Origin of the sequence: Pseudomonas sediminis, assembly GCF_002741105.1 — a bacterium.
Taxonomy (GTDB): Bacteria; Pseudomonadota; Gammaproteobacteria; order Pseudomonadales; family Pseudomonadaceae; genus Aquipseudomonas; species Aquipseudomonas sediminis.
In genome coordinates this window covers 33049-52030 of sequence record NZ_NIQU01000001.1, presented here as the reverse complement: position 1 = coordinate 52030, position 18982 = coordinate 33049, and the positions used below count along the sequence as shown (strand labels likewise).

The 18982-nt window shown below is 61.4% G+C and carries 20 protein-coding genes; 14 read left to right on the top strand and 6 right to left on the bottom strand.

Features of this window, described 5'->3' with window-relative positions:
* Positions 1-11 precede the first annotated feature (11 nt).
* Both CDO35_RS00265 and CDO35_RS00260 read right to left on the bottom strand, forming a co-directional pair.
* Positions 12-992, bottom strand: a complete 981-nt coding sequence (locus tag CDO35_RS00265) for a Bug family tripartite tricarboxylate transporter substrate binding protein (RefSeq protein WP_099522054.1) — start codon at positions 990-992, stop codon at positions 12-14.
* A 32-nt stretch (positions 993-1024) separates the two neighbouring features.
* The gene (locus CDO35_RS00260; RefSeq protein WP_243699042.1) at positions 1025-2290 is read right to left on the bottom strand and encodes an OprD family porin; all 1266 of its coding nucleotides are present in this window, start codon (positions 2288-2290) and stop codon (positions 1025-1027) included.
* Between the two features lie 267 nt (positions 2291-2557).
* Here CDO35_RS00260 and CDO35_RS00255 point away from each other — a divergent pair, with 267 nt between their 5' ends.
* Positions 2558-3229, top strand: a complete 672-nt coding sequence (locus CDO35_RS00255) for a response regulator (RefSeq protein ID WP_099522945.1) — start codon at positions 2558-2560, stop codon at positions 3227-3229.
* Positions 3226-4623 (top strand): sensor histidine kinase, encoded by a 1398-nt coding sequence (locus CDO35_RS00250; protein WP_099522052.1) that lies wholly within the window; start codon positions 3226-3228, stop codon positions 4621-4623. The genes CDO35_RS00255 and CDO35_RS00250 overlap by 4 nt, the downstream gene beginning before the upstream one ends.
* On the opposite strand, the gene CDO35_RS00245 is transcribed toward CDO35_RS00250, so the two are convergent.
* The 3 genes from CDO35_RS00245 to ygfZ form a co-directional block, all read right to left on the bottom strand.
* On the bottom strand, positions 4606-5361 hold the full coding sequence (locus CDO35_RS00245; protein WP_099522051.1) for a substrate-binding periplasmic protein: 756 nt from the start codon (positions 5359-5361) through the stop codon (positions 4606-4608). The genes CDO35_RS00250 and CDO35_RS00245 overlap by 18 nt on opposite strands.
* 65 nt (positions 5362-5426) lie before the next feature.
* Positions 5427-6263, bottom strand: coding sequence for an HDOD domain-containing protein (locus CDO35_RS00240; RefSeq protein ID WP_099522050.1), 837 nt, complete (start codon positions 6261-6263; stop codon positions 5427-5429).
* A 46-nt stretch (positions 6264-6309) separates the two neighbouring features.
* A complete protein-coding gene (gene ygfZ, locus CDO35_RS00235) occupies positions 6310-7251 on the bottom strand; it encodes a CAF17-like 4Fe-4S cluster assembly/insertion protein YgfZ (RefSeq protein WP_099522049.1) in 942 nt (313 codons plus the stop codon).
* A 145-nt stretch (positions 7252-7396) separates the two neighbouring features.
* On the opposite strand from ygfZ, the gene CDO35_RS00230 reads away from it, so the two are divergent.
* Together CDO35_RS00230 and CDO35_RS00225 are read left to right on the top strand one after the other, a co-directional pair.
* Positions 7397-7651: an FAD assembly factor SdhE gene (locus tag CDO35_RS00230; RefSeq protein WP_017677771.1), complete on the top strand. Its 255-nt coding sequence runs from the start codon at positions 7397-7399 to the stop codon at positions 7649-7651.
* On the top strand, positions 7635-8102 hold the full coding sequence (locus CDO35_RS00225; RefSeq protein ID WP_099522048.1) for a protein YgfX: 468 nt from the start codon (positions 7635-7637) through the stop codon (positions 8100-8102). Before CDO35_RS00230 ends, CDO35_RS00225 begins: the two co-directional genes overlap by 17 nt.
* On the opposite strand, the gene nadB is transcribed toward CDO35_RS00225, so the two are convergent.
* Positions 8056-9687, bottom strand: coding sequence for an L-aspartate oxidase (gene nadB, locus CDO35_RS00220; protein WP_099522047.1), 1632 nt, complete (start codon positions 9685-9687; stop codon positions 8056-8058). The genes CDO35_RS00225 and nadB overlap by 47 nt on opposite strands.
* Positions 9688-10054: 367 nt before the next feature.
* Here nadB and rpoE point away from each other — a divergent pair, with 367 nt between their 5' ends.
* The 10 genes from rpoE to era all read left to right on the top strand — a co-directional run bounded on the left by rpoE (position 10055) and on the right by era (position 18968).
* Positions 10055-10636 (top strand): RNA polymerase sigma factor RpoE/AlgU, encoded by a 582-nt coding sequence (rpoE, locus tag CDO35_RS00215; protein ID WP_017677768.1) that lies wholly within the window; start codon positions 10055-10057, stop codon positions 10634-10636.
* A 30-nt stretch (positions 10637-10666) separates the two neighbouring features.
* A complete protein-coding gene (locus CDO35_RS00210) occupies positions 10667-11239 on the top strand; it encodes a sigma-E factor negative regulatory protein (RefSeq protein ID WP_099522046.1) in 573 nt (190 codons plus the stop codon).
* 15 nt (positions 11240-11254) lie between these two features.
* On the top strand, positions 11255-12202 hold the full coding sequence (locus CDO35_RS00205; protein WP_099522045.1) for a MucB/RseB C-terminal domain-containing protein: 948 nt from the start codon (positions 11255-11257) through the stop codon (positions 12200-12202).
* Positions 12199-12654 carry a SoxR reducing system RseC family protein gene (locus CDO35_RS00200; RefSeq protein WP_099522044.1) on the top strand — a complete coding sequence of 152 codons (456 nt, stop codon included), beginning with the start codon at positions 12199-12201 and terminating at the stop codon, positions 12652-12654. The genes CDO35_RS00205 and CDO35_RS00200 overlap by 4 nt, the downstream gene beginning before the upstream one ends.
* 35 nt (positions 12655-12689) lie before the next feature.
* Entirely contained in the window at positions 12690-14114 is a 1425-nt protein-coding gene (locus CDO35_RS00195) for a DegQ family serine endoprotease (RefSeq protein WP_099522043.1), read from the top strand.
* A 149-nt stretch (positions 14115-14263) separates the two neighbouring features.
* Positions 14264-16063 (top strand): translation elongation factor 4, encoded by a 1800-nt coding sequence (lepA, locus tag CDO35_RS00190; protein ID WP_099522042.1) that lies wholly within the window; start codon positions 14264-14266, stop codon positions 16061-16063.
* A 6-nt stretch (positions 16064-16069) separates the two neighbouring features.
* The gene (gene lepB, locus CDO35_RS00185) at positions 16070-16924 is read left to right on the top strand and encodes a signal peptidase I (RefSeq protein ID WP_099522041.1); all 855 of its coding nucleotides are present in this window, start codon (positions 16070-16072) and stop codon (positions 16922-16924) included.
* Between the two features lie 88 nt (positions 16925-17012).
* On the top strand, positions 17013-17390 hold the full coding sequence (locus tag CDO35_RS00180) for a DUF4845 domain-containing protein (protein ID WP_099522040.1): 378 nt from the start codon (positions 17013-17015) through the stop codon (positions 17388-17390).
* A complete protein-coding gene (rnc, locus tag CDO35_RS00175) occupies positions 17387-18076 on the top strand; it encodes a ribonuclease III (RefSeq protein ID WP_037000004.1) in 690 nt (229 codons plus the stop codon). Before CDO35_RS00180 ends, rnc begins: the two co-directional genes overlap by 4 nt.
* The gene (gene era, locus CDO35_RS00170) at positions 18069-18968 is read left to right on the top strand and encodes a GTPase Era (RefSeq protein WP_099522039.1); all 900 of its coding nucleotides are present in this window, start codon (positions 18069-18071) and stop codon (positions 18966-18968) included. Before rnc ends, era begins: the two co-directional genes overlap by 8 nt.
* Positions 18969-18982 lie beyond the last annotated feature (14 nt).

The window sequence follows — 18982 nt, the reverse complement described above, 5'->3', positions numbered from 1 at the left end:
TGTCGATGCACTTATTCCTGCATCAGGCCGAATTCACCGGCCAGGGTCTTGTACTCGGCAACCTGCTTGTGCACCAGGGTATTGAGGTCATCACCGGTAACCGACAATGGCAGCAGGTCGCGTTGTTCACGCAGCTTGGCGAACTCTTCGCTGGCCAGCAGGGTGTCGAACTGCTGTTTCCACCAGTTGAACTGCTCGTCGCTGACTTCCGGGCCCATGTAAAAACCGCGGATCACCGGCCAGGTGATGTCGTAGCCCTGTTCCTTGGCTGTCGGGATCTCGGCCAGCTTGCCCGGCAGGCGCTCATCGGAGAGCACGGCGAGGATGCGTACTTTCTTCGCTTCCAGTTGCGGGGTGACTTCACCCAGGCCGCTGCTGGTGACCTGTACATGGCCACCGAGCATGGCGGTGAGGGTTTCACCGCCGCCTTCGAAGGCAACATAGCGCAGGTTCTTCGGTTCGATCCCGGCCAGGCGGGCGATCAGCGCGGTCTGCATCCAGTCCTGGCCGCCGATGGTGGCGCCGGCGCCGAAGACGATGCTGGACGGATCTTTCTTCAGGGCCTGAACCAGGTCGTCGAGGTTCTTGTACGGAGAGTCGGCGCGGACGGTGATTGCGCCGTAGTCGGTACCGACTGCGGCCAGCCAGCGTACGGCGTTCTCGTCATAACGACCGAACTTGCCCTGTGCCAGGTTCAGCAGCGAGCCCGAGGAGAAGGCGGTAATGGTGCCCGGGTCCTTGGCGCGCTGGGCGACCACGGCGTTGTAGGCCACGGCGCCGACACCGCCCGGCATGTAGGTGACGCGCATTGGCGCCTTGAGCAGGCCTTCGTCTTTCAGGCCACTTTGGGCCAGTTTGCAGGTCAGGTCGAAACCACCACCGGGCTTGGCCGGGGCGATGCATTCGGGGCGCTTGGGTTCGGCCGCCAGCAGTTGGCTGGCGAAGGCCAGGCAGGCAGTCGCCAGTGCGGCGCGGTTCAGTACGGATTTCATGATGAATGATTCCTCGTGAGTCTTGTTGTTGTTTACCAAATCGGCAGGGTGTAGCCGACGATGACACGGTTCTCGTCCGCGTCGCGGGCGAAGTCGGAGCGGAAGCTGGCGTTGCGCACGCGTACGTAGAGGTCCTTGAGCGGGCCGGTTTGCACCACGTACTTGAACTCGATATCACGTTCCCATTCGCCGCCACGGTCGTCGGAGCCGGCGATACGTGCGTCGTCACCGCGGATATAGCGGGTCATGAACGTCAGGCCGGGAACCCCGATGCTGGCGAAGTTGTAATCGTAGCGGGCCTGCCAGGAACGCTCGTCCGCGTTGGCGAAGTCGTTGATCTGCACGAAGTTGACCAGAAACGGATCGCTGCCATCGATGTAGGCGAAGCCGGTGTCGCCGCTCATGTCTTGGAAGCCCAGACCGAACTTGTGCGCCCCCAGGCCGTAGCTGACCATGCCGTTGATGGCGCGGTTGTCGACCTTGCCGGCCTTGGCCGCGCCGCTGTCGCTGCTGTAGATCAGGCGCAGATCGCTGCTCAGGGTGCCAGGACCGATCTTGTGGCTGGTGAGCAAGCCGAGGAAGTGCTGACGATAGATGTCATCCAGATCGGCGAAGTAGTAGCGGCCGGTGAAACCCGGGGTGAATTTGTAGTCGACGCCGGCCAGGTCCAGATGATCGGCACTGATGCCACCGGCAAAGCGGCGGTTCTTGCTGTTCAGTACCAGGTCTTCTTCGTCGGTGGATGCGCGGTCGATGACCTTGTCCAGGCGACCACCGGTGAAGGTCAGGCCCTCGAGTTCTGAAGAGGTCAGCAAGCCACCTTCGAATACCTGCGGCAGCAGACGGCTATCGCTGGCCTTGACCACGGGCAGCTCGGGAACGTGCGAGCCATAGCGCAGCTCGGTTGCGGAGACCTTGACCTTGGCGGTCAGGCCTAGGCGGCTGAATTCGTCAGCGGAACGACCATCATCATGTACGGGCAGTAGATCGGTGCCGGTGCGGCCTCGACCGGAGTCGAGCTTGAGACCGAGCAGGCCCATGGCGTCGACACCGAAACCGACTGTGCCTTCGGTGAAGCCGGACTGCAGGTCGAGACGAAAGCCCTGACCCCATTCTTCACGTTTATTCTGGCCGGAACCTTCGCGGAAATCCCGATTGAGATAGATGTTGGTGGCAGTGAGGCTGGCGGTGCTGTCTTCGATGAAGGCGGCGTTGGCGAGGGGGGCAGCGCCGGTGGCGGCGATTGCCAGGCAGAGCAGGCGTACAGGCGGCAGTGCCTGGCGTGAGGCTGCGAGCATCATGTGGTCTCCGTTTTTGTTCTTGTCGCCACCTGGCACCACTGCCAGGTCGCTTGAGCAGGTGGATCGAGCCACCTTTTAACGATGCTATGTGGGCAAGCTTTCACTAGGCTTTCATGGAAAAAAGTTTTTCCGGTGTGGTCAATTAAGGTCAGGCAAGGTCGCCCGGATACCGTTTCGTTTGCCGCTTTGGCATTTGGGCAATTCACAGCAGCCGTAGCGGCGCTAAACTGCGCGCCTTTGAGGATGTTGCAGCTGGAGGTGGCGGTGCGGATTCTGCTGGTCGAAGACCATCCGCAATTGGCGGAGAGCGTGGCCCAGGCGCTGAAAGGTGCCGGCTGGACGGTGGACGTGCTGCATGATGGCGTCGCTGCTGATCTGGCACTGTCCAGCGAGGAGTACGCGCTGGCGATTCTCGATATCGGCCTGCCACGCCTGGACGGATTTGCTGTGCTTGCGCGCCTGCGTGACCGTGGCCAGACCCTGCCGGTGCTGATGTTGACCGCGCGTGGCGAGGTCAAGGATCGCGTGCATGGCCTCAATCTCGGTGCTGATGACTACCTGGCCAAACCTTTCGAACTCACCGAGCTGGAGGCGCGGGTCAAGGCATTGCTGCGGCGTAGCGTGCTGGGCGGTGAGCAATTGCAGCGCTGCGGCGACCTGGTCTACGACCTTGGCGCACGTCGTTTCAGTCTCAAAGGCGAAGCGCTCAGCCTGACTGCCCGTGAACAGGCTGTGCTGGAGGCGATGATCGCCAGGCCGGGGCGGGTGATGAGCAAGGAACAACTGGCGGCGCAGGTGTTCGGCCTGGACGAGGATGCCAGCCCGGATGCCATCGAGATCTACGTCCATCGCCTGCGCAAGAAGCTCGAGGGCAGCGCCGTGCGCATCGTCACCTTCCGTGGTCTCGGCTACCTGTTGGAAGCGGTCGAGGCATGAACCGTGGTGTCAGTCTGCGTGGGCGTCTGCTGCGGCGTCTGGCGCTGCTGTTATCGTTGATCCTGTTGCTGAGCAGCTTCAGTGCCTATTGGAGTGCGCGCCGCGCAGCTGACACCGCCTATGACCGTACGTTACTGGCATCGGCGCGTGCAGTGGCCGATGGTCTCTATGCCGACGACGGTCGGCTGCTCGCCAATATTCCTTATGTGGCACTGGATACCTTTGCCTACGACAGTGCCGGACGCATCTACTACCAAGTGCTCGACCTGCAGGGCAATCAGGTTTCCGGCTATGAGGACCTGCCGCCAGCGCCAGCGGGCACGCCACGCACTGACGATTATCCGGCGCTGGCGCACTTCTACGACGCCGTGTACCGCAACCAGGGCGTGCGAGTGGTCAGCCTGCTGCAGCCGGTCAGCGAACCGCAGCTAAATGGCATCGCTGAAATTCGCGTAGCGGAGACGCAGGGCGCGCGCGAGCGCATGGCCCGTGAGCTGCTGATTGGCACCTTGTGGCGTATGGGCTTGCTTTCGTTCAGTGCACTGCTGCTGGTGTGGTTGGCCGTTAATCTGGCCTTGCGGCCACTGGAGGCGCTACGCCGGGAGGTGGCGGAAAGGGCCAGCGAAGACCTGCAGCCGTTGCCGGATAGTGGTCTGCCGCGAGAGGTGCTGCCGCTTGTGGAGGCCTTGAACCAGTTCAACGAGCGGTTGCGAGGCCTGTTCGAGCGGCAGTCGCAGTTCATTGCCGATGCCGCCCATGAGTTGCGTACGCCTCTGGCGGCGCTGAAAGCGCGTATCACCCTGGGCTTGCGTGCCGAGCAGCCCGAGCAATGGCGTAGCACGCTGGAGCAGGTAGCGCAGCAGGGCGACCGCCTGACGTTGCTGGCTAATCAACTGCTGTCGCTGGCACGTATCGAGAGTGGTGCGCGCGCCATTACCGAAGGCGGTGCTCAGCGTATCGATCTCAGTCAGCTGGCGCGTGAACTGGGGCTGGCCATGGCGCCACTGGCTCATGCCCGTGGTGTCGCGCTGGCGCTGGAGGCTGATCAGTCGGTGTGGATCGATGGCGAGCCCACGTTGCTCAACGAATTACTGAATAACCTGCTGGATAACGCATTGGCGCATACACCGGCCGGCGGCAACCTGATCATCCGCGCACTGGCGCCGTCGGTACTCGAGGTCGAGGATGACGGTCCGGGTATTCCCGAGGCCGAACATGAGAAGGTTTTCGAGCGTTTCTACCGACGTAGCAACCTCGGCAATGGCGCAGGCCTCGGCTTGGCCATCGTTGGTGAGATCTGTCGCGCCCATCAGGCTCGTATCAGCCTGCATCAAGCGCAGCCGCATGGCCTGCGGGTACGTGTCGAGTTTCCGTTATCAGTGGCTGAGGCTTAGCGGCTGCTGAATCTCCAGCAGGTACTGGGAAACCTTGCCACTGCCGCGCAATTGATTCAGGCCACGATTGAAGCGTTGCATCAGTTCGTCATTGCCCGGCACTTCGCGCGATAGCAGCAGATGCAGACTGTCGTTGCGCAGAGGCTTGCGATGAAAGCTCAGGCGCTGGCGTTCGGCAGCGCTGAATTTCTGATAGAGCAGGTCGAAGCCCACCACCTTGTCCACGGGAAACACATCGATGCGCCTGGCCAGCAACTGGCGCAGGCCCTGTTCATCACCGGTCAGGCGTACCACCTCGAGTTCTCCGGCGGCTTCGGCACGCTGAAAGGCTTCGCCGTAGTCATAGCCACGGGTACCCGCAATGCGCAGGCCGCGCAGATCCGTGACATCGCTCCAGTCAAACGCGTGGCTCTTGCGATGAAACAGGTAGTAGCCGCTTTCGACCACCGGCTCGCTGATGTGAAAGTGTTGTTCGCGTTCGGGGTTGGCAAGCCAGACGGCGCTGCCGTCGCGCGTGCCTTGTTCGGCCATTTTCAGCGAGCGTGCCCACGGGTGAAATTCCCATTGCACTTCGACGCCTTGCAGCGCAAATGCCTCGGCAACGATGCGTGAGGCCACGCCATGGTGGGGCAGGGTTTCGCCGAGGTACGGCGGCCATTCGCCGTTGGTCAGGCGCACCTGCTCGGCCGCCTGCGCGCTGCCGAGCATCAGGACGAGCAGGAGAAATGCGTAACGCATGGCTCTACTTCCTCAAGCGGATGGCTCGAGTGTAGAGGCATTTTGCCATCCGTGGCGAGATGCTTTTATTGCAGCATGCCCATGGCTGCTTCCATGGCGGCGGAGAGGTCTTCGTCGGCCTGCATGTCGACCTGCGGGTCCAGGCCAAGTTTGGAGAATGCCGGCACTTTGCTCCAGTCCAGCTGGGTGTAGGGGTGCTCGCTACCCAGGTAGCTTTGCAGCGTGGCGACCTGAACGATATCGACGTAATCGACCTTGGCCGAGTCGCGCGTGAAATCCAGGTACTGGCTCGGCACGATGGCGATCGGCTCGGGAAACTCCCAGGTACGCAGGATCTTGTCGCCGATGATCGGGTGAATCTGCTCGATCACGTGATTGAGGCTGATGGAGTCGGCCAGCAGTTCGTTGTGTTCTTCGGCGTAGGTGAGGATCGGCAGCACGCCGATCTGGTGCACCAGGCCGGCGAGGGTGGCCTGGTCCGGCATCAGGCGGGTGTAGTGACGGCACAACACGTGACAGATACCGGCGATCTCGGTGCTCTTGTTCCACACCTCGCGCATCTTGCGGTCGACCACATCGCTGGTGGCCTGGAACATCTGCTCCATGGCCAGGCCGGTTGCCAGGTTGCAGGTGTAATTGATGCCCAGACGGCTAACGGCCATCTGCAGATCGGTGATTTCCTTGTTGCTGCGCAGCAGCGGGCTGTTGACCACCTTGATGATGCGCGCGGTGAGGGCAGCGTCGTTACCGATTACCTTGCTGATCTGCGGAATACCGACGTCCGGGTCTTCCGCTGCTTCACGCACCCGCAACGCCACCTCGGGCAGGGTGGGCAGTACCAGCTCATCGTTCTCGATGGCGTGGATCAGTTCCTGTTGGACTTTTTCGGCAAGCTTGCTCATGAAATAGCTCTCTTAGGCGATCCGATGCGGCGCCGGGGAAGTTTAGTCAGCGCTGGATTTCCTGGTCGGCATCCAGCTGATAGGGCAGATCGAGCAGGTTCAGCGTCGGGCCTTCACTGCTGCCGAGGTGAATGCGGCCGTCGTTCACGGCATCTTCCTGCAGCACGGCGAGCAACTCGATGGCGTCGCCGGCCTGGGCCGCCAGCACCACTTCGCCAACGCTGGAACCATGCACCGGGGAGAACAATTCTACGCCGACGGCCGGCAGCTCGGAGCCGACTAGGCGCAGGCGCTGCAAGCGGCGCTTGAGCTTGCCCAGGTACTGCATGCGCGCGACGATTTCCTGGCCGGTGTAGCAGCCCTTCTTGAAGCTTACGCCGCCGAGGGCCTGCAGGTTGATCATCTGCGGAATGAACAGCTCACGTGTGGCGCCGAACACCTGGCCCACGCCGGCACGAACCTGAGCCAGTAGCCAGTCGTTCAGCGGCGCTTGCAGCAGCGCCGCGGCCAGGCGGCCTTGCAGTTGTTCTGTTTCGGCGGCCGGAGCCCACAGCTCGGCACGGCCATCGCTCAGGCGCACGGCAATTAACGGTCCAGCGCTGGTGATGGAGTCGCTGGCAGAGCCCAATTGCAGGCCAAGCTCGCCGAGCACGGCGTCGCCGCCGGCCAGGCCGAAACGGACCCAGGCGGCGCTTTCATCGCTGAGCTTGGATTTGGAGAACACCGCATATTTCTGCAGATCGGCCTGCTGTGACTCGATCAGTTCGCGCGCCATGGCCAGCAGATAGCCGTCTTCCACCGGGACGATGCGAAAGCTCGACAACATGCGGCCCTTGGGCGTGCAGCGGGCGCCAAGGCTGGATTGGCTGGCGCTGAGGTAATTGAGGTTGCAGGTCACTTGGCCCTGCAGGAACTTGGCTGCGTCCACGCCGCGAATGGCGAGCAGGCCTTCGTGATCGAGGAGGGTGAAGTAAGCGCTATCGGCCATGATGCAAATCGAATCGCTGAATAAAGGTCAGGGGCATCATCATAGTGGGCAGGGCAGGGCCTTGTCAGCGCAATTGCGCAGTGTCGCGGTGAACAGCGACGCAATTCGCCGTTATACTGCCGGCCTCGTTCGAGGAGTCCGTTGCATGGTTGAGCAAAGTGAACTGAATCGCCTGTTCTGGCATAGCCGCCGTGGCATGCTGGAGCTGGATGTGCTGCTGGTACCTTTCGTCAAGGAGGTGTACCCGAGCCTGGATGCCGAGAACCAGGCGCGCTATCGCAAGCTGCTGGAGTGCGAGGATCAGGACATGTTCGGCTGGTTCATGCAGCGCGGCGAGCCCGAGGATGCCGACCTGCGCCACATCGTGCGCATGATCCTGGATCGTGTCCAACCCAAGTGATGTTTTCGAGTGCCGTTGGCAGCCTTCACGCCGGCTGCTGAGGCTCTATCTGTCGGTCCTGGCGTTGGCCTCGCTGGCGCCGTGGCTGGCCGACATTCCCACCTGGTCGAAGCTGCTGTCATTCGTGGCGTGCCTTGCGCATGCCGCCTGGGTGCTGCCGCGACACGTTCTGCTGACGGCGCCGAAGGCCATCACCGGACTGCGTCGTGATGGATTCGGCTGGCATCTATACAGCGCTGCAACTGGCTGGCAGGCGGTGCAGCTACGTCCTGACAGCCTGGCCTTGCCGCTGGTCGTGGTGCTGCGCTATCGCTTGCCAGGCCAGCGTTTCAGTCGCGGCTCGTGCATTCCGTGTGACGCGTTGGCGCCGGAGCAGCACCGGCGCCTGCGTTTGCGTCTGAAGTTCAGCCGGCGGCGCTGGGCTGAGCCTGGGGCGTCGGCGTCAGGATAGTGTCGCGTGCTTCGGCCAGTTGCTCGGGATAGTCGAGGGTGTAGTGCAGCCCGCGGCTCTCATGGCGTTGCATGGCCGAGCTGATCATCAGCTCGGCGACCAGGGCGAGGTTGCGCAGTTCGATCAGGTCGCGACTGACCTTGTAGTTCGAGTAGAACTCATCGATCTCGTCCTGCAGCAGGCGCACGCGGTGTTGCGCGCGCTGCAGGCGCTTGTTGGTGCGCACGATGCCGACGTAGTCCCACATGAAGCGGCGCAGCTCGTCCCAGTTGTGGGCGATGATCACGTCCTCGTCCGAGTCGGTCACCTGGCTGGCGTCCCAGTCCGGCAGGTCGCTGGGCATTTCGATAGTGTTCAACTGCTCGGTGATATCCGCGCAGGCCGAGCGCGCATAGACGAAGCATTCGAGCAGCGAATTGCTGGCCATGCGGTTGGCGCCATGCAGGCCGGTAAAGCTGGTTTCGCCGATGGCATACAAGCCTGGTACGTCGGTACGGCCATGTTGATCGACCACCACACCGCCGCAGGTGTAATGCGCTGCGGGGACGACCGGGATGGCCTGCTTGGTGATGTCGATGCCAAAGCCCAGGCAGCGCTCGTAGACAGTGGGGAAGTGACTCTTGATGAACTCGGCGGGCTTGTGACTGATGTCCAGGTAGACACAGTCGACACCTAGGCGCTTCATTTCATGGTCGATGGCGCGGGCGACGATGTCGCGCGGTGCCAGTTCGGCGCGCTCGTCGAAGCGCTGCATGAAGCGTTCGCCATTGGGCAGCTTGAGCAAGCCGCCTTCGCCACGCACAGCTTCGGTAACCAGGAAGCTCTTGGCTTGTGGGTGATACAGACAGGTGGGGTGGAACTGGTTGAACTCCAGATTGCCGACGCGGCAGCCGGCACGCCAGGCCATGGCAATGCCGTCGCCACAGGCGCCGTCCGGGTTGCTGGTATAGAGGTAGACCTTGGCTGCGCCGCCGGTGGCGAGAATCACGAAGCGCGCGCTGAAGGTGTCCACTTCACCGCGAGCACGATCCAGTACGTAAGCCCCCAGACAGCGCTCACCATCCAGGCCGAGCCTGCGTTCGGTGATCAGGTCGACGGCGACGCGTTGTTCCAGTAGTTCGATGTTCGAGCGTTGCCGGGCCTGCTCCAGCAGCGTATTGAAGATCGCTGCACCGGTAGCGTCGGCTGCGTGAATGATGCGTCGATGGCTATGGCCACCTTCGCGGGTCAGGTGGAACTCGAAACCGCCATCCTCGCGCGCGGTTTCATCGTCGCGGGTAAAAGGCACGCCCTGGTCGATCAGCCACTGGATGGCCTCGCGGCTGTGTTCTACCGTGAATCGCACTGCGTCTTCGCGGCACAGGCCGGCGCCTGCGTCGAGGGTGTCGGCGACGTGGGATTCGACTGTGTCGGTGTCGTCCAGTACTGCCGCTACACCACCTTGCGCCCAGTAGGTCGAGCCATTGGCGAGATTGCCTTTGCTCAAGACCGCGATGCGCAAGTGGCTTGGAAGGGTGAGGGCGAGGGTCAGGCCGGCGGCACCGCTGCCGATAACCAGAACGTCGTGCTGGAAGTGTTGGCTCATGTCCGAGTTCCGCGTGAAAGCGAGCCCTAGTATATAGAGAGGGGCAGCGGCACAATAGGTGGCTTATGACCGACCGTGGTGCTCGGGAACTTTCTTAGTCATTAAGGTTCCATAGAGGGTCGCCCATATAAGGGAGAGCGCTTGCGCGTGCCTGCATCTGAAGTCAGTGGAGGGTGTGGGAGATGAGCGGCGATAAGATTATTTGCGCGAGCGGAAAGGTTCCGCTGACGCCATTCCCAGCAGAGAAAAGCAATCTCTGCGGGAAGCTTGCTTGGAGGGGAGAACTTTTGCGTAAGACCCGAGTCTATCTTGGCAAGCTGATTCGCTTACGGGCGCAAGCCTCCTCCAAGCCTCATGAGGAGAGTGCATGCTAACCCAGGAAGATGATCAGCAACTGGTCGAGCGAGTGCAGCGTGGTGACAAGCGTGCCTTCGATCTGTTGGTGCTGAAGTATCAGCACAAGATCCTCGGTTTGATCGTGCGATTCGTGCACGACACCCACGAGGCTCAGGATGTCGCTCAGGAGGCGTTCGTAAAAGCCTATCGAGCGCTTGGAAACTTTCGCGGTGACAGCGCGTTCTATACATGGCTGTACCGCATCGCCATCAACACGGCGAAGAATTATCTGGTGTCCCGCGGTCGGCGGCCGCCGGATAGTGATGTCAGTAGCGATGACGCGGAGTTCTACGATGGCGATCACGGCCTCAAGGACATCGAGTCACCGGAGCGGGCATTGCTGCGCGACGAGATCGAAGCCACCGTGCATCGAACCATCGCCCAGTTGCCAGATGACCTGCGCACGGCTCTGACCTTGCGTGAGTTTGAAGGTCTGAGTTACGAGGACATTGCCGGCGTCATGCAGTGCCCGGTAGGAACAGTGCGTTCACGGATCTTCCGTGCACGTGAGGCAATTGATAAATCCCTGCAGCCTCTGCTGCAGGAAACCTAAGGCAGCGGCGACAGCCAAGAGAGGAACACCATGAGTCGTGAAACCCTGCAGGAATCGCTGTCCGCGGTGATGGATAACGAAGCGGACGAACTGGAATTGCGGCGCGTGCTCGCAGCCAGCGATAATGGCGAGTTGCGTGGTACCTGGTCGCGTTACCAGGTCGCCCGTGCAGCCATGCATCGTGAGCTGTTGGTGCCGCAGCTGGACATCGCATCCGCCGTGTCTGCGGCGCTGGCCGACGAAGCCGTTCCAACACGCAAAGCACCCATCTGGCGTAGCGTCGGGCGTGTAGCCGTAGCAGCGTCGGTGACTGTTGCAGTGCTGGCTGGTGTGCGCTTCTACAACCAGGATGACCTGAGCGGGGCCCAATTGGCCCAGCAGGAATCCTCTCCGGTACTTTCGGTACCTCAGGTGCAAGGTCCTGCATTGCTCGCTGGTTACAACAGCAGCGAGGAAGTCGGCGAACCCGCTGAAGCTGGCACTGCCAGTTGGCATGAGCAGCGTCTGCCGAACTACCTGCGTCAACATGCGCAGGAAGCTGTGATGGGTGCCGGTGAAACCGCTCTGCCTTATGCTCGGGCTGCAAGTCTGGAAAACCGCTAAGCGCTAAGGAGTCACATGCGCGCGATTCCCCTCTACCTTCTCGGCGGTCTGCTGGCTCTGCCGGTTCAGGCCTCCGAGGTGCAGGACTTGCTCGGACGCCTCGCTGCGGCGGAGCGCCAGCAAAGCTTCCAGGGTACGTTCATCTATGAGCGCAATGGGAGTTTTTCCACCCATGCCGTGTGGCATCAGGTGGAGGAAGGGGGCGAAGTTCGCGAGCGCCTTCTGCAGCTCGATGGTCCTGCCCAGGAAGTATTCAAGGTCGATGGTCAGGCTCAGTGCGTCAGTGGCGCGTTGGCCGATCAGGTCAGTGAGGGGCAAGCCTGGCCTGCCCGTCAGTTGGATGCCGAGCAACTGAGCAACTGGTACGACATTCGTGTCGCCGGTCAGTCGCGCATCGCCAATCGTCCTGCCGACGTTCTGGTGTTGGCGCCCAAGGATCAGCACCGTTACGGCTTCGAGTTGCACCTGGATCGAGAAACCGGCCTGCCGTTGAAGTCCCTGCTCTTGAACGAGCGCGGTCAGCTTCTGGAGCGATTCCAATTCGCCCAGCTAGATACCTCCGCCCCCGTAGCGAGCGCCATGCAACCGAGTTCGGGATGTCGTCCGGTACGTTTGCGTGCTGCCGACAGCATGGCCGAAGGCAGCTGGCGTTCGGACTGGTTGCCTCCAGGCTTTACCTTGACTGCCGCGCAGCTGCGTCGTGATCCTTCTTCTGATAACTCTGTCGCCTACATGATGTACGGCGATGGTCTGGCACGATTCTCGGTTTTCCTTGAGCCCTTGAAAGGCAGCGTTGTTGATGATGCGCGCAGCCAGCTGGGGCCGACCGTTGCCGTTTCGCGGCGCATGAGCACCGATGCAGGTGACGTGATGGTTACCGTGGTCGGTGAGATTCCTTTGGGTACTGCCGAGCGTATCGCCCTGTCCATGCGTGCCGGGGTGCCTGAACAGGCTAGCCAATGATCGAAGAGCAGGGGCGTGTAGTGGCGCTCGAGCCCGGCGCTGTCTGGGTCGAGACGCTACGCAAGAGCACCTGCTCGAGTTGTTCGGCCAATGCGGCGTGCGGTCAGGGGTTGATGGATCGTCTCGGCGTAGGTCGGCAGCGCGGTTACGTGCGCGCCCTCAGTCAAACGCCGCTGGCCGTCGGCGACACCGTGATCATCGGTGTGCGCGAAGATCTGCTGGTGCGCAGTTCTCTTCTGGTTTATCTGCTTCCTCTTCTGGGTCTGTTCGCCGCTGCGCTGCTGGCGGACGGTCTGGGTCTGTCCGAGCCTCTGGTGATCTTCGCCGGCCTGAGTGGTCTGCTTGCCAGTTGGCTATTGGTTCGCTGGCGCGCTGCTCGCGTTGCCGAGAACCCCTTATTACAGCCCGTTGTCCTACGTGCGCTGCTGGTGCCTGTACCAGCGGCGGGTTGAGAGTGTCCGAGTTTTACATGGGGAGTCGTAGTTCGATGAGAAAACTCAAGTCCATTGCGCCGCTGCTGGCGGTTGCCTTGCTCTGGGGGCAAAGTCTGTTCGCTCAGGCCAGCCTGCCAGACTTCACCAATCTGGTAGAGGAAGCTTCGCCCGCGGTCGTCAATATCAGTACCCGCCAGAAGATGCCCGAGCGCGCCGTTGCCGGGCAGCCAGGGATGCCTGATCTGGAAGGTCTGCCGCCGATGTTCCGCGAGTTCTTCGAGCGCAGCATCCCGCAGGCTCCGCGCAACCCGGGCGGCCGCCAGCGCGAGGCGCAGTCGCTGGGCTCTGGTTTCATCATCTCGCCGGATGGCTACATCATGACTAACAATCATGTGGTCGCCGATGCTGACGAGATCATCGTGCGTCTCTCCGATCGCAGCGAGCTGGAAGCCAAGTTGATTGGCGCCGATCCGCGCAGCGATGTCGCGCTGCTCAAGGTCGAGGGCAAGGATTTGCCTGTGGTGCGTCTGGGCAAGTCCGATGAGCTGAAGGTCGGCGAGTGGGTGCTGGCCATCGGTTCACCGTTCGGCTTCGACCACTCGGTGACCGCCGGGATCGTCAGCGCCAAGGGGCGTAACCTGCCGAGCGACAGCTACGTGCCGTTCATCCAGACCGACGTGGCGATCAACCCGGGTAACTCCGGCGGCCCGCTGTTCAATCTGCAAGGCGAAGTAGTGGGTATCAACTCGCAGATCTTCACCCGTTCCGGCGGTTTCATGGGGCTGTCCTTCGCCATTCCGATGGAGGTGGCCATGCAGGTCGCCGACCAGCTCAAGGCCGACGGCAAAGTCACTCGCGGCTGGCTCGGTGTGGTGATTCAGGAAGTGAACAAGGATCTGGCCGAATCCTTCGGTCTGGACAAGCCCGCTGGCGCGCTGGTCGCGCAGGTGCTGGAAGACGGCCCGGCGGACAAGGGCGGCCTGCAGGTGGGTGACGTCATTCTCAACCTTAACGGCAAGCCGATCATCATGTCGGCCGACCTGCCGCATCTGGTTGGCGGACTGAAGCCGGGCGAGAAGGCCGAGCTGGATGTGGTGCGCGATGGCTCGCGCAAGAAGCTCAGCGTTACGATCGGCACGCTGCCGGAAGAAGGTCAGGAACTGGCGTCGTCCGGTTCGGAGCAGGGTGGCGAGCGTAGCAATAACCGCCTGGGCGTCACGGTGGTGGAGTTGACCGCCGAGCAAAAGAAAGGTCTCGACCTCAAAGGCGGGGTTGTCGTGAAGGAAGTGCTCAACGGCCCGGCAGCGATGATTGGCCTGCGTCCGGGCGACGTGATCACTCACCTGAACAATCAGGCCATCGATTCAACCAGCACCTTCACCCAAGTGGCGCAGGAACTGCCGAAGAATCGTTCGGTGTCCATGCGAGTGCTACGTCAGGGGCGTGCCAGCTTCATCACGTTCAAGCTGGCTGAATAAGCCGGGTACGTTGAAAAGGGCGCTTTCGGGCGCCCTTTTTCGTATCTGCACCAGCGCTGTGCAGACGTGACGCGGTCGCGAGGGATCGGGTACAATCCGCGGCTATTTTCGGCAAGCGTCTTGCCTGTGCCTTCTTTGAGTGTTGATCTGTGAGTGACCTGAGTCATATCCGCAATTTTTCCATCATTGCCCACATTGACCACGGCAAGTCCACCTTGGCTGACCGTTTCATCCAGATGTGCGGCGGTCTCACCGCGCGTGAAATGGAGGCTCAGGTTCTGGACTCCATGGACCTGGAGCGTGAGCGCGGCATCACCATCAAGGCCCACAGCGTCACCCTTCACTACAAGGCTAATGACGGCAAGACCTACCAGCTGAACTTCATCGATACGCCCGGCCACGTCGACTTCACCTACGAAGTCTCGCGCTCGTTGGCTGCGTGCGAGGGCGCGCTGCTGGTGGTGGATGCCGGTCAGGGCGTCGAGGCGCAGTCGGTTGCCAACTGCTACACCGCCATCGAGCAGGGGCTGGAAGTAATGCCCGTGCTGAACAAGATGGACCTGCCGCAGGCCGACCCGGACCGCGTCAAGGACGAGATCGAGAAGATCATCGGCATCGACGCCACCGACGCCGTGGCCTGCAGTGCCAAGAGCGGCATGGGCGTTGACGAGGTACTCGAGCGTCTGGTGCAGACCATCCCTGCGCCCGAGGGCGAAATCGATGCTCCGCTGCAGGCGCTGATCATCGACTCCTGGTTCGATAATTACCTCGGCGTCGTGTCCCTGGTGCGTGTGCGCCAAGGCCGCGTGAAGAAGGGCGACAAGATTCTGGTCAAGTCCACCGGCAAGGTGCACCTGGTCGACAGCGTGGGTGTCTTCACCCCGAAACACACCGCCACTGCGGATCTGAAAGCCGGTGAAGTGGGCTTCATCATCGCCAGCATCAAGGATATTCACGGTGCGCCGGTGGGTGACACCCTGACCCTCTCTTCGACCCCAGAGGTCGAAGTGCTGCCCGGCTTCAAGAAAATCCAGCCGCAGGTCTACGCCGGCTTGTTCCCGGTCAGCTCCGATGACTTCGAGGATTTCCGCGACGCTCTGCAGAAGCTGACGCTGAACGACTCTTCGCTGCAATACATGCCGGAAAGCTCCGATGCCCTGGGCTTCGGTTTCCGTTGCGGCTTCCTCGGCATGCTGCACATGGAGATCATCCAGGAGCGCCTGGAGCGCGAGTACGACCTCGATCTGATCACCACCGCGCCGAGCGTGATCTACGAGCTGGAGCTCAAGACCGGTGAAACCATTGTCGTCGACAACCCCTCCAAGCTACCGGACGTTTCTTCGGTAACCGATTTCCGCGAGCCGATCGTCGACGCGACCATCCTGGTGCCGCAGGAGCACCTGGGTAACGTCATTACTCTGTGCATCGAGAAGCGTGGCGTGCAGCGCGACATGCAATTTCTCGGCTCGCAGGTTCAGGTTCGCTACGACATGCCGATGAACGAAGTGGTACTGGACTTCTTCGACAAGCTCAAGTCCACCAGCCGCGGTTATGCGTCGCTGGATTATCATTTCGATCGCTACCAGTCTGCCAACCTGGTCAAGCTGGATGTACTGATCAACGGCGACAAGGTCGATGCCCTGGCATTGATCGTGCACCGTGATAACGCGGCCTATAAAGGCCGTGCGTTGACCGAGAAGATGAAGGAACTGATTCCTCGGCAGATGTTCGATGTGGCGATTCAGGCAGCCATTGGCGGCCAGATCATCGCCCGGACCACTGTCAAGGCGCTCAGAAAGAACGTACTGGCCAAGTGTTACGGTGGCGACGTGAGCCGTAAGAAGAAGCTGCTCGAGAAGCAGAAGGCCGGTAAGAAACGCATGAAGCAGGTCGGTAACGTGGAGATTCCACAAGAAGCCTTCCTCGCCGTGCTCAGGTTGGATAGCTAAGGCTCTATGTCGATCAATTTCCCGCTCCTGTTGGTTATCGCGGTCGCCGTTTGCGGCTTTCTGGCCCTGGTCGATCTGATTCTGCTGGCTCCGCGCCGCCGTGCGGCAATTGCGGCGTACCAGGGGCGGGTCGACGATCCCGACGACAGGGTGCTGGAGCGCCTGAGCAAGGAGCCCTTGCTGGTCGAGTACGGCAAATCCTTCTTTCCGGTGCTGGCTATCGTGCTGGTACTGCGCTCGTTTCTGGTCGAGCCATTCCAGATTCCATCCGGGTCGATGAAGCCGACCCTGGAAGTGGGCGATTTCATCCTGGTCAACAAGTTCGCTTACGGCATTCGCCTGCCGGTGATCGACGAGAAGATCATCGAGGTGGATAACCCGCAGCGCGGCGATGTGATGGTGTTCCGCTACCCCAGCGACCCGAGCATCAACTACATCAAGCGCGTGGTTGGTCTGCCGGGTGATCGTATCGAGTACACCCAGGGCAAGCGTCTACTGATCAATGGTGAGCCGGTGGCCGAGAAACTGATCGGCGAAGAGGCCGGTAGCCTGGGCAGTGCGACGCTCTATCAGGAGCGCCTCGGCCAGGTCGAGCACACCATCCGCAAGGAAATGACCCGCATGCGCCGCGAACCCGGCGGCCAATGGGTGGTGCCGGAAGGGCACTACTTCATGATGGGCGACAACCGTGACAACTCCAACGACAGCCGTTACTGGCGTGATCGTCATATCCCTCAGGAGCTGTGGGGCATGGTCCCGGACGACCATATCGTCGGCAAGGCCTTCGCCATCTGGATGAGCTGGCCGGAGCCCAAGACCGGCAATCTGCCCAATTTCTCTCGGGTCGGCCTGATTCATTGAGCACTGGCGCGCTGTTCAATGCAGCGCCACAGGCTATAAATAGTCTAGCCGTCAGGCTTTCCAACAAGACCGTCTATTGGGGATACACATGACTTTCGCGCGCTCGCAGCAGGGGCTTTCCATTCTGGGTTGGTTGGTGGCTCTGGCCGTGGTGGCATTTTTCGCCAGCACTGCCTTCAAGGTGATGCCGCACTATCTCGACTACATGTCGCTGGAGAAGATCATTACTTCGGTGGAAACCGACAAGGCGTCGGATGTACGCACCGTCGGTGAGTTTTACAACCATGTGAGCAAAGGCATGCAGGTCAACAACATTCGTGACCTGAACATGCGCGACGCTCTGCAGGTGAAGGTGGAGAACAACGAGTTTCTGGTCCACCTCAAGTATGAAAAACGCGAGCCGCTGATCGAGAACCTCGATCTGGTGGTGAATTTCGACAAAGAATTTCGTGTACGGATGCCGTGACTCCCAATCTGTCCCGCCTCGAGCGCAAGCTCGGCTATAGCTTCAAGGACCAGGACCTGATGGTCCTGGCTCTGACCCATCGCAGTTTCGCCGGCCGCAATAACGAGCGGCTGGAATTTCTCGGTGATGCCATCCTCAATTTCGTCGCCGGTGAGGCGCTGTTCGAGCGCTTCCCGCAAGCCCGCGAAGGCCAGCTGTCGCGCCTGCGCGCACGCCTGGTCAAGGGCGAGACGCTGGCCGTGCTGGCGCGCGGTTTCGAACTGGGTGAATACCTGCGCCTGGGCTCTGGTGAGCTGAAAAGCGGCGGCTTTCGTCGCGAGTCGATCCTGGCCGATGCCCTGGAGGCGCTGATCGGCGCCATCTATCTAGACACTGGTATGGATGCGGCACGCGAACGCGTGCTGGACTGGCTGACCGGCGAGCTGGACGGCCTGACCTTGGTCGACACCAACAAGGACCCGAAAACGCGCCTGCAGGAGTTCCTGCAATCGCGTGCCTGCGAGCTGCCTCGTTACGAGGTGGTGGACGTACAGGGCGAGCCGCACTGCCGTACCTTCATGGTCGAGTGCCAGGTTTCCCTGCTCAATGAAAAGACCCTGGGCCAGGGCGGCAGCCGGCGTATCGCCGAGCAGGTCGCTGCGGCTGCGGCGCTGATCGCCCTCGGGGTGGAGAATGGCAATGACTGATGTACCTGTGACCCGTTGCGGCTACGTCGCCATCGTCGGCCGGCCCAACGTGGGCAAGTCGACGCTGCTCAACCACATCCTCGGGCAGAAACTGGCGATCACTTCGCGTAAACCGCAGACCACCCGCCACAATATGCTCGGGATCAAGACCGAGGGCGAGATTCAGGCCGTCTACGTCGACACGCCCGGCCTGCACAAGCAAAACGACAAAGCGCTCAACCGCTACATGAACCGTAGCGCCTCCACCGCACTGAAGGACGTTGACGTCGTGGTGTTCGTGGTCGACCGCATGCGCTGGACCGACGAAGATCAACTGGTGCTGGAGAAGGTGCAGCACGTCAAATGTCCTATCCTGCTGGCGGTGAACAAATCCGACCGCCTGGAAGACAAGAGCGAGTTGTTGCCGCACCTGGGCTGGTTGGCCGAGCAATTGCCGCAGGCCGAGATCGTGCCGATCTCCGCGCTGCAGGGGCAGAACCTCGACACCCTGGAGAAGCTGGTGGGCGAGCGCCTGCCGGAGTCCGAGCATTTCTATCCGGAAGACCAGATCACCGACCGTTCCAGCCGCTTCCTGGCGGCCGAGCTGATCCGCGAGAAGATCATGCGCCAGCTCGGTGCCGAGCTGCCGTACCAGATCACCGTGGAGATCGAGGAGTTCAAGCAGGAAGGCCGTATCCTGCATATCCACGGTCTGATCCTGGTGGAACGCGACGGACAGAAGAAGATCATCATCGGCGACAAGGGCGAGCGCATCAAACGCATCGGCCAGGAAGCGCGCAAGGACATGGAAACCATGTTCGACTCCAAGGTGATGCTCAACCTCTGGGTAAAGGTCAAAGGTGGCTGGTCCGACGACGAACGCGCCCTGCGTTCGCTGGGTTACCTGGATTGATCGAGGCGCCATGC

Coding starts and splice junctions, on each gene's coding strand:
- era (WP_099522039.1), top strand. CDS start 18,069: ATGACTGATGTACCTGTGACCCGTTGCGGCTACGTCGCCATCGTCGGC.
- lepB (WP_099522041.1), top strand. CDS start 16,070: ATGTCGATCAATTTCCCGCTCCTGTTGGTTATCGCGGTCGCCGTTTGC.
- CDO35_RS00250 (WP_099522052.1), top strand. CDS start 3,226: ATGAACCGTGGTGTCAGTCTGCGTGGGCGTCTGCTGCGGCGTCTGGCG.
- CDO35_RS00180 (WP_099522040.1), top strand. CDS start 17,013: ATGACTTTCGCGCGCTCGCAGCAGGGGCTTTCCATTCTGGGTTGGTTG.
- nadB (WP_099522047.1), bottom strand. CDS start 9,687: ATGAGCCAACACTTCCAGCACGACGTTCTGGTTATCGGCAGCGGTGCC.
- CDO35_RS00210 (WP_099522046.1), top strand. CDS start 10,667: ATGAGTCGTGAAACCCTGCAGGAATCGCTGTCCGCGGTGATGGATAAC.
- CDO35_RS00260 (WP_243699042.1), bottom strand. CDS start 2,290: ATGCTCGCAGCCTCACGCCAGGCACTGCCGCCTGTACGCCTGCTCTGC.
- rpoE (WP_017677768.1), top strand. CDS start 10,055: ATGCTAACCCAGGAAGATGATCAGCAACTGGTCGAGCGAGTGCAGCGT.
- CDO35_RS00205 (WP_099522045.1), top strand. CDS start 11,255: ATGCGCGCGATTCCCCTCTACCTTCTCGGCGGTCTGCTGGCTCTGCCG.
- CDO35_RS00245 (WP_099522051.1), bottom strand. CDS start 5,361: ATGCGTTACGCATTTCTCCTGCTCGTCCTGATGCTCGGCAGCGCGCAG.
- CDO35_RS00230 (WP_017677771.1), top strand. CDS start 7,397: ATGGTTGAGCAAAGTGAACTGAATCGCCTGTTCTGGCATAGCCGCCGT.
- CDO35_RS00200 (WP_099522044.1), top strand. CDS start 12,199: ATGATCGAAGAGCAGGGGCGTGTAGTGGCGCTCGAGCCCGGCGCTGTC.
- CDO35_RS00195 (WP_099522043.1), top strand. CDS start 12,690: ATGAGAAAACTCAAGTCCATTGCGCCGCTGCTGGCGGTTGCCTTGCTC.
- ygfZ (WP_099522049.1), bottom strand. CDS start 7,251: ATGGCCGATAGCGCTTACTTCACCCTCCTCGATCACGAAGGCCTGCTC.
- CDO35_RS00240 (WP_099522050.1), bottom strand. CDS start 6,263: ATGAGCAAGCTTGCCGAAAAAGTCCAACAGGAACTGATCCACGCCATC.
- CDO35_RS00265 (WP_099522054.1), bottom strand. CDS start 992: ATGAAATCCGTACTGAACCGCGCCGCACTGGCGACTGCCTGCCTGGCC.